This window comes from Mesorhizobium sp. M1E.F.Ca.ET.063.01.1.1 (assembly GCF_003998155.1).
GTDB lineage: Bacteria > Pseudomonadota > Alphaproteobacteria > Rhizobiales > Rhizobiaceae > Mesorhizobium.
Genome location: NZ_RZSC01000178.1, coordinates 1 through 9,538, shown reverse-complemented (window position 1 = coordinate 9,538; position 9,538 = coordinate 1). Strand labels below are relative to the sequence as shown.

Genomic DNA, 9,538 nt, shown 5'->3' with positions numbered 1-9,538 from the left:
ATCGAGGGGGCGCTCGCGCGGCTTCGCTGACCGCCGCGTTACAGCGTAAGGACGCGACCCCAGTGAAGGCATACTCCAGTGTCGCCAATCCCGTTTGGTTGGCCCGCCGCAAGCCGGTCTTCCAACCAAAGGCCGAACTCGCCAATTCGCCAGCCAACTCCACTAACGATTGTCTAAATCCGCTACCCAGGGCGGTTCGCTCGGGCTCGCTTGCTTGAGCACGGCACAGACGGGATCGCGAGCATGATGCCGCGGAATGGGAACGCATCATGCTTGGGCACGAGGGCCCGTGCCAACGCGCATCGCGCCAATCGGCGTCGTCACGTCCGAGATTCAGCACCGGCTGCTCGGCGCTTTTACGCTCGCATCATGGGCCGGCATGCCGCTGGCGATCCATGACGCGATGCCGCCGAGGCTGCTAGTTCATGGAAAGCGATAAGCACTAGATTAATGGGCAACCTCGTCGGGACCGAAAAGGGCGCTAAACCGGCTGGCTAGATCGATCCAGGGTGCCGCGTCTCCGCGCTCTGAAGCTATTCGAACGACCGTCGCCAGATAATCGGTAAAAGCCTTCAGTCTGATGGCGCCTTGCTCAGAAAGGTGGTCAATGGCGTCAAGCGGCTGGTGAACGGCAGCCAGCATATGTTGCACCAAAAGCAGTGAGGATGGGCAAGGGCAGTCGCTCTTACTCGCGAGGCGCCTGCACTCGCTGCAAAGCGGCGGAATGTCCTCTAAGGCTAGGTCGCCGGAAAGCCGTTGTATGAGATTGTCAGTGGCGTTCCACAAATTCGCTCGCATGCAGAACGGAATGCAGCGTGACCCCATGTTGGGCTAGCAGCGCCGTAGCTCCCTCGTCGCGGTCCACGAGGCAAGCAGCGTCACCTACAATGCCCCCGGCGCGGCGAACCTCTTCAATCGCCTTCAATATCGACTTGCCGCTTGTGGCAACGTCGTCAACGATCAGGACGACTTTTCCCTCGAGATCTTCTTTGGGCCCAAGACCTTCAATCACGTCCCTTGTGCCATGAGGCTTTGGAGTCTTGCGAACGAAGATCGTGTTTATGGGTTTGTTCATCGCCGAGCTGACAGCTGCCATCGATCCGATTACGGGGACCGCTCCCATTTCAAGGCCGCCGACGTACTCTGCTTTCACTTGCTCAGCGATTTTTAGGAACTCAAGAGCGGCAAGTTGCGCGCCTCGCGCCATCATCATGGTAGGCTTCATATTGAAATAGATGTCGCTCTCTATGCCCGACGAGAGCGTGTAGCGTCCGGATCGAAAAGAGCGCTCACGGACGATTTCGCGGAGTTCGTCCTTGTCGTGTTGGCTGGAATCAACTGGTCTGAATTTTGCCAGTGCCGCCATAGATCAGACCTCGCCCTAGGGAAAAAATTGGGTGCGGCATGCACCTAGTCACTACCGCTATGTGACTTATGCAAGTGTTCGCGGGGTGTGTCAATTAATGTCAATACCGGTGCGACCGTTTCGCGCAGATTTTTCCATTATCGTTATTGGGTGCCTAAAGCGTGATCACGGGTTTCCCTACGGCTGGGTAGCGTTGGCCACCCGCCCTTGCCCGATCTCGGCAGGCACGGCTTTTCTCGATGCGGGCCGTCTCTTTGAGGATTTGGGCGTTTCATCCTCGTCCCCTCGAGTTCCGCCTCGCTCGGCCCCGTTTGCGCCAGCTTCTTAACCAGGTTGCGCATGAGGTGAGCGTTTCGGCCGCCATGTCGGCCCGTGTCGCTCTTGTGATGACGAGTGGGCAAGGCCGCGCTTTTCGTGCAACCTCGTCGTAGAGGCGCGAGAGGTAAAGTTCGAGCCGCCGAGAATTTTTGTCATCAGCACCGCGGCGCAACATTTCGGCTCGCTTCATCTGACGACGGTAGAAAGCAAAGTTCAAGGTAGGTCGTAGTCCACCTCCCTGCCGGCCGAGTCTTTACGGCGATATCGGCGACAGGGGCGAGCGTCTGCCTCTGAGGCAGACGCCGAACAGCAGGCCGAGCCTTACACTGATTTTGGTGACATTGAGTTCGCCGACACCCCTGAGATGGAGCCTATCACGGGCGGGAAGCGCCTTGTGGCAGAACTCGACAAGCGGCGCTACGTTCTGGACGCCGGCGTTGCTGACAGGACATCGAGGCGCCCGAAGGTTTCGATTGCCTGCATCAGCCGCGTTCCACCTGCCTCTCACCCTGGCAACCATTTTTCGTCAATCGATCGATCCCGGACGCCGTTGTTGGACTTCGCTGTGATCAAGATCCGCGGACCACTCTTGCTCCCTCGCGGGCGAACCGCGCTTTCCTTGCCGACCCCGCTCGCGGCTTCGGCGATCACCGCCACCTTGTCGATAAGCCGGCCACCGGCTCCCCGTCGCGCTGGTTCAACAAAATATCATTGTGAAAGTTCATGGTTTCTTCCTTTCCGATGGCGAGGCTCGGCTTCCGCGAGATAGTCGTGGACGACCTTCCCGAGCGCGAGCGTGAGATCGGCGACGAGGTGTACGGCCGAGACTACTTCCAGCACCGGCAGTTCGGCGACGGGGGCAAGCGCATGCGACCAGAGGTTCAGGGCTGCCGGGCCGGTCCAGGCGCCTCTCAGATCGATGTCCTCCAGGTGGTATTCCACGAGTTCGCAGATGCGCGGCGTGCCGTCGACATGCGGGATGATTTTGAGGAGGAAGTTCGGGTCGGCGAGCGAGGCCTTAACGCTCGCAAGGTCCGCGGCCCGGTGCTTGTAGCCCATCGTACCCGTCGCGACGCGGACCGGGCCGTAGTCCAGCGTGCCAACAAGCGTGTCCGTCTCTGTTCGGAGCGTTGGGCTGGCGAGCTTCTTGGGAAAGCCCCACAACTCGCGTCCGCCCGCTGTCGGCGGATGGTCGTCGAGAAACATGCAGTGGGTGTAGCTCCCCATGCGGCCGCAGAAGGAGACAGGGATGACCTGTCCGCTTTCCGTGTAGTCGCCGAAGCCCGTCGAGTCCGGCATGCGAATGAACTCGAATTTGACCAGAGGCTCGCACACCTGAAGCGGCTCCGGCACAAGGTCGCGCAGTTTTTGCGGATCGGTGCGATATGTGATGATCAGATACTCCCGGTTGCTGAAGCGATATGGGCCGGGTGGGTAGGCCGGGCTGGTCAGGGGCATGGCGAAAGCTCTCCCACGGACGGTATCTTGGTGCATGTTTGAAATTCCTTTGTGCTGGCTCAAGTGGGCTTAGATAGGTCTCGATGATGGCGGCGAGGCTCTCCGAGGTGCCTTCGTTAGCCTGGATGCATGGCGTGATCGCGCGTAGCCATTTTGCGCTGGGCCATTGCCTCGGGGCGCACTCATTGTATGGTCGCGGACGCGGTTCCATGGGTCCGGTTGTAGTCGAGAGGCAAGATTCGAGGTAAAGTGATTTTGTTCCTCATTTGAAGGCGCTGCTTCCCGTCTGCTCTCGTGGTAGGAGGAAGTGGAGTGGCGGCCAGCTCCGATTTCGCCTCATGGCGGGGTTTGCGGATCAACGCGCACGCGCCATGCCAAATGAGAATCGTTCGAGGCAAAGCGATAGATCTTGCTCAGCTACGTTACGCCTCCGACGTTGTCGGACATCGGATAGCGCCGAACAGGACCGCTTGCGGATTGGGAGGACGTGTCTTTTGCGCAAGAGGACCTCCGCCCCTCAGGCAAATAGCTCCGACCGGGGCGCTATGCTTCACCACCGTCGGCCCGGGAAGTAACGCTCTTTATGCCGAGGTGTTCTCCCACTGGACGCCGCGCATTCGCCATCATGTGAAAGAGTTCTACTGCTCGACGACCAGAAATTCTCGACCAGCCGGGGCCATGCGGCTAGGGCAAGGAGGCTCTGGGCCCAAAGGCAGGTTGACGTCGTGCGTACCCATTCGGCGCTGGTACGCCCGCAAGGTGAGCTGGACGCGCCCCGCCGGGGGAACGAGACATTTCAAGGGATCTTGCGATATCCGTCGTGTTAGCCTCGCCGTCTTTACCGGTGTGGTTCGAGGCGCTAGTCAGCGTGACGCGCCTTGCATAGTGCCCGATCACCCGAGAACGCCTGTGATCCATCGCGAGGAAATACAGCGGACCTCATTTGCTGGCAGAACGCCTATCCGACCCAAGTACCTTCTAATGGCGGCTGGCTATCCTGCGGCGCAGATTACTGCAGTCGCGCTCGAACGTGGGCAGGTAGCGTCGCTCGACGCCTGGCTGCAGAAGTGGAGGCAGCGAAGGGCATCCGATACATTGGTGCAGCATTACGTGCTGTCGGGGCTCAACGCCGCGCTGATTGAGCCCAATGCCGCCGACTTGCCAGCCGCGTGGTGATTTATGTCCACGAGGCAAGGATCCACACGCGGCGGTGGCGGCACGAGGACCAAGCCGCCCCGCACTTTCGACCCGGCGCCAAAGTGCCACTGCTCGAGGACGCCGGCCAGTCTAATGACAGGCGAGCCATCCAAGCTCTCACCTGTCCTAAAGCGGCTGGCTCAAGAGGGCGAAACCCGACAGCGGCAGAAGACATGTCAGGTCCACGACAATCGGCCGTGTTTGGGCTCGTGGAGAATTTTCAAAGCATTCCCCGCCGCTTACCGGAGCTGAGAGGGGTTGGCACGCCCATTGCTGCTTGATGGGCGGCAACACTGTGAGAGGGCTGAATCGCATGCAAACGCGCAAGACGAGCGATGGCCTCCTGATCCGTGTGTTGCGATTCTGACAGAGAAACCAACTACGCATAAAAGCCACGAAAGGTGTGGGTAGCTTTGGATAAGAACATCATGGAACTGCGTATGGGGTCCCCGGCTCCTCCGATCAAAGTGGAGAACTGGCTGCGTGGCGAGCCCGTCACGAACTTTAAGCCCGGCAAGGTCTACCTCGTTGAATTTTGGGCGACTTGGTGCGGACCATGTGTCGACGCCATGCCCCATTTGATTGAACTGCAGGAGAAATATAAAGACAGCGGATTTGAGATTATCGGAGTCGCAGCTTGCGAACAGGCTGCAACCGCGGACGAGGCGCGGACCAACGTGGATGCCTGGCTGACCGAGAAGTTCCCGAATCTGAATTATCGTATCGGGTTCGATTACATTGGCGAAATGAACAAGCTCTGGATGGATCCCAGCTCTTCGATTGGGATTCCCACCTCGTTCGTGGTCGACCGCGACGGCCACATCGCTTTTATTGGCCACCCGGCGGAACTCGATGACGTTTTGCCGAAAGTCCTTAACGGCAGCTGGCGCAGCAGCTATGAAGCGAAAGCCGCCGATGCAAAGCGCATCGCGCATAACCAACTTGCAGCGCGCGAAATGTCGCTTACCCGGCCGATATACGCCAAACTTACGCCGGCGATGCAGGCCGAGGATTGGACGGCGGCGCTCTTGGCCATCGAAGAAGGCCTCGCCTTGATGCCAGACTCTTATGAGTTCCGGCAGATTCATGCGGATCTTCTGCTTCACAAGCTGCGCGACATCAAGACCGGCATGCCGGTCATGCGAGAATTGGTCGAGGACGCGATCGACAAAACGTCCGAGGCGGTGTCGTGGATGGCCTTGGCCCTCAACCAACTCTTCGATCCCACGATGGACAATTCCCATCTTCCGCGCGCCGAGCGCTTTGCGATGGGCAACGAGCTCTCGGAACAGATACTGACCTTAAATCCCCCACAAGGCGATGGCCCGTTTAAATACCGCCGGTACCTCCCGGTAGCTCAGTATTATTACGAGAGCGGCAACAAAGATCGCGCAATCGAGTTGATCGAGGTGGCACTGAAATCGGTGGACCGTCTGGGGCCAATTCCGGACCACACCAAACAGTACTATCTTACCCCATTGCTCCAAGCACTGGCCAACTACACGGGTGAGCCTGCCTGTCACGCGGATCTTTGTGTGGCTCCGCAAAACAAGGCACCCGAAACTCAAAACGCAGTCGCTTCCTGAGCAAGAATCGCGAAGGGACTGACAATTGGAATTGAACACTGGCCAATCCGCCCATCGAGGCTCGCTTCGCAGCAAGTATGTCGATGCAGCAAGGGCGGGCGGCTTGCGGCAGGGTGGATTTCAATTGCGTTGACCACCGGTCGGATCGCGGCGCAGACGATGTGCGCCGCGAATTCGCGCCGTAGGTCTCGCACTCGTGGACATGTCGAGGTCGGCCACGGGGCACTCTTGGGTGGGGTTGGGCCGCCCAAGCCATTCGTCGGCCACGCAAGTGGGCCCGGAGTGGGCATCGCAGGAAAAGGAAATCGTCCCTCGAAGACGAAGACTGAAATGAGGAACAACGAAATGCCTCATGCACCGGTTGGCCCTGCTGTCAACAAGGACGAAGAAGCCCTTGCTCGCCCGTTCGTCAAATGCCTTCTGCGGCTGATCCGTACTCAGGATTCCTTCGGCTTATGGGAAGGCAATTCGGACGCCGAGCTGCTGGCCGAATTCATCATCACCAAGGAACAGCAATGTGCGACCCCTCTCATCGGCGATCCTGATTCGGACGCGCTGTGGAGGCTCGACATGTTTTACACCGCCGTGGCGCTTGCGATTGAGGAGCGCTCCGGCGTGTCGACGTCGCCAATAATTGGAATGAAACCCCTGGGGGCTTCCGGCGGTTGGTCGTTCTATCGAGATGTCCACCGGTTCGGCTTCGAGACTCTCCGCAAACTGGCTGAGGCCGGTACGAAACTGGTCGACGATGCGACTGCAGTCATTGAAGCCTAGCCCGAGATGGCGCGCATCAAGAAAACCATTGTTCCAGGAAGGATCTATGTCAGACCTAGATAAGATGAGGAAGAAAGTCCGAAAGCTCCAGTTGCGTGCAGCTATTGCCAAGATGGCATTGCAGGACCTTGTCGAGGGTCTGCCGGGCAAGTGGGCCGACATACAGGAAGTCGCCGAGAAAACCCACGCCGTTTATGCCGAGTTGGATGTTGCCAAGAGAGAACTCGCTTCAATGAAGAATTTAGGATGATGCGCACATTCACCACTCGTGACGGCTCCATTTGGATGCCGTCGTACCTGACCTTCATCGATAGCAAGACCTGCATCGGCTGCGGCCGTTGTTTCAAGGTCTGCTCGCGCGATGTCATGCATCTTCACGGCGTCGATGACGCGGGTGAAATCCTCGGCCCCTGCAATGACGAGGATGACGATTTCGACGGCGAGCTCAATCGCATGATCATGGTTGTTGACAATGCCGGCCGCTGCATCGGCTGCGGAGCCTGCGCCCGCGTCTGCCCCAAGAACTGCCAGACGCATGTTGCGGCCGACGAGCTCGCAACATGATCTGGCGAAAAACCAGGAGAACGGCGTTGCACTTCATATCTTTTGTCGGCTCGTGGGGCTGGTCCTGTGCAGCAATGCGTCGATGGTTTACTTCGCTTCGCATTGGACCCATGTGGCAGTCGTCACGACGCTGGCCTGTTCGCTGCTGCTTCAGGCCGGCTATCTCGACACCGTGCTCTTTCTGATCTGGCGGTCTAGCCGCGCTCGTGGAACTCGCCACATGGGCCAGCATGTCAATGGTTCCAGGGAAGCTCGGTATCAGTCGCCTGACTCTGATCAGCTGCGGAATGAAATTTTCAGCTGTGTCCCGGCTTATGGTCGAATGCCCAGCATGTGCTGCTGCTTTGATGCGCGGATGACAGGATCAGTGCTCAGACCCACACCAATTTTGGTCACCCTCTGATGACTGAGTTGATCGTATAGGGAATCTGTGTTCGGCTAAGACGCGACCACATTCGGTTTGTCCTTAGGCCGGGAGATGCGGGTGTTGGGTCGATTAGGCACATAAGAGTCATCGCAGCACGCCGGATGCGGTCTGCTTGTCGCAACGACAAACTCGGTGCTGCAATAAGGATGAACGTTTTCTGCACCCGCTTCGAAAGACGGGTGGCTTTGATCACACACACCCTTGGGCTGACCGGTGCGTAGCCGGTTCAGGTACTTTTTTGCTGGAGAGAGCATGCTGGAAGAATTCGAACGTTATCCGCTCACCTTTGGGCCCACGCCGATCGAGAGGCTCGACCGCCTCGGCAAGCATCTGGGCGACAAGGTGGAAATCTACGCCAAACGCGAGGATTGCAACTCCGGTCTCGCGTTCGGCGGAAACAAGCTGCGCAAGCTCGAATACATTGTGCCCGACGCGATCGCGTCAGATGCCGATACGCTCGTCACAATCGGTGGCGTGCAGTCCAACCATACGCGCATGGTCGCTGCGGTCGCCGCCAAGATCGGCATGAAATGCCTCCTGGTCCAGGAGAGCTGGGTCCCACATGATGATGCCGTCTACGACCGGGTCGGCAATATCCTCTTGAGCCGCATCATGGGGGCAGAGGTGCGCCTGGTTGACGAGGGCTTTGACATCGGCATCCGCCGCAGCTGGGAAAAGGCACTTTATGAGGTCAAGGCAAGGGGCGGCAGGCCCTATGCGATACCGGCCGGCGCCTCTGTCCACAAATACGGCGGCCTGGGCTATGTGGGGTTCGCTGAGGAGGTGCGCGCCCAGGAAAAGCAGCTTGGGTTTGCCTTCGACTATATCGTCGTCTGTACGGTGACTGGTTCAACCCACGGCGGCATGCTCGTCGGGTTCGCCAAGGACGGTCGACAGCGCAACGTGATTGGTATCGATGCCTCCGCCATGCCCGCCAAGACCAAGGCGCAGGTGCTTGGCATCGCCCAAAATACAGCGAAGCTCGTCCACCTCGGAGCGGAAATTGTCGAGGCAGACGTGGTGTTGCTCAAGGACTACGCGTACCCGGGTTATGGCGTTCCATCGGAGGAAACCAAAGAGGCAATCCGTCTGTGCGCGCGGCTCGAGGGCATGATTACCGATCCCGTTTACGAGGGCAAATCGATGCAAGGGATGATAGACCTCGTCCAGAGGGGCTTCTTTCCAGAGGGATCGAGGGTCCTCTACGCACATCTCGGCGGCGCGCCGGCGATCAACGGGTACGGCTACACGTTTCGCAACGGCTGACATTCCGCAGACTACGATTCCGCCGTCCTGCCGTACCGGACGTGCATAACACCGTTCAGCGCTGGGCCGGAAAGGCCGAGGTCAATTTCGCGGAGTCGATGATCTGTAGAACTGTTCATTCGCTCCGCAGAGGGCCGGGGAATCCAATCTCTTCCTATGCCGTTGGCCGTAGAAAGACACGAGGCCGGCGAGTTCGTGCTCAGCTGCCACTCTGTTAGCAAGGGAACGGGATCCAATCCCCCGGAGCAGATGGCGAGAGTTGAGCGAGGACTGCGGTCGGAGCTCCTGCGCTTCCGGGTCTCCGAGGGACGACTTTGCGAACCGAAGGGAGTTTGATGCTTACGTGGCCGGCGTGCGGCAGGTGGGCCAGCGACAGGGCTCCCAGCCGGCCGGAAGCACCGCCTCTTCAATGTGCGTTGACTTCGCTTCCTTTGGCGAAATCTGGGTAACGGCGAGGGCCGGACACTTCCCGGACCCAAATGACCGTCGAGATTCCCGCCCTTCTGGTGCGTTCGCCGTGAGGCGCGACAATGCCCGCGTGTACCTGGGCGCATTCGCCGAAGCTTAGACGTGGTGCATTCC

General features: G+C 59.0%; 9 protein-coding genes and 1 pseudogene. 7 read left to right on the top strand and 3 right to left on the bottom strand.

The window, feature by feature from the left end:
- Positions 1-769: 769 nt before the first annotated feature.
- Both pyrE and EOA29_RS15020 read right to left on the bottom strand, forming a co-directional pair.
- Positions 770-1,366 (bottom strand): orotate phosphoribosyltransferase, encoded by a 597-nt coding sequence (gene pyrE / locus EOA29_RS15025; protein WP_029356507.1) that lies wholly within the window; start codon positions 1,364-1,366, stop codon positions 770-772.
- A 1,026-nt stretch (positions 1,367-2,392) separates the two neighbouring features.
- A complete protein-coding gene (locus EOA29_RS15020) occupies positions 2,393-3,178 on the bottom strand; it encodes an acetoacetate decarboxylase (RefSeq protein ID WP_029356505.1) in 786 nt (261 codons plus the stop codon).
- A gap of 945 nt (positions 3,179-4,123) precedes the next feature.
- Between EOA29_RS15020 and EOA29_RS15015 the strand changes: the two genes are divergently transcribed.
- The 7 genes from EOA29_RS15015 (at position 4,124) to EOA29_RS14985 (ending at position 8,956) form a co-directional block, all read left to right on the top strand.
- Positions 4,124-4,318, top strand: coding sequence for a hypothetical protein (locus tag EOA29_RS15015; protein ID WP_029356503.1), 195 nt, complete (start codon positions 4,124-4,126; stop codon positions 4,316-4,318).
- A 449-nt stretch (positions 4,319-4,767) separates the two neighbouring features.
- A complete protein-coding gene (locus EOA29_RS15010; RefSeq protein ID WP_127221093.1) occupies positions 4,768-5,925 on the top strand; it encodes a TlpA disulfide reductase family protein in 1,158 nt (385 codons plus the stop codon).
- A 330-nt stretch (positions 5,926-6,255) separates the two neighbouring features.
- Entirely contained in the window at positions 6,256-6,699 is a 444-nt protein-coding gene (locus EOA29_RS15005) for a DUF269 domain-containing protein (protein ID WP_240992585.1), read from the top strand.
- Positions 6,700-6,745: 46 nt separating this feature from the next.
- Positions 6,746-6,949, top strand: a complete 204-nt coding sequence (locus EOA29_RS15000) for a CCE_0567 family metalloprotein (protein ID WP_029356497.1) — start codon at positions 6,746-6,748, stop codon at positions 6,947-6,949.
- Entirely contained in the window at positions 6,946-7,263 is a 318-nt protein-coding gene (gene fdxB, locus EOA29_RS14995) for a ferredoxin III, nif-specific (RefSeq protein WP_029356496.1), read from the top strand. The genes EOA29_RS15000 and fdxB overlap by 4 nt, the downstream gene beginning before the upstream one ends.
- Entirely contained in the window at positions 7,172-7,666 is a 495-nt protein-coding gene (locus tag EOA29_RS44020) for an exopolysaccharide production repressor protein (RefSeq protein ID WP_348628884.1), read from the top strand. Before fdxB ends, EOA29_RS44020 begins: the two co-directional genes overlap by 92 nt.
- 276 nt (positions 7,667-7,942) lie before the next feature.
- Positions 7,943-8,956: a 1-aminocyclopropane-1-carboxylate deaminase gene (locus tag EOA29_RS14985; protein ID WP_029356493.1), complete on the top strand. Its 1,014-nt coding sequence runs from the start codon at positions 7,943-7,945 to the stop codon at positions 8,954-8,956.
- Between the two features lie 141 nt (positions 8,957-9,097).
- On the opposite strand, the pseudogene EOA29_RS44015 reads toward EOA29_RS14985, so the two are convergent.
- Positions 9,098-9,207, bottom strand: a pseudogene (locus EOA29_RS44015) (7-cyano-7-deazaguanine synthase); the annotation flags it as partial.
- Positions 9,208-9,538: the final 331 nt, after the last annotated feature.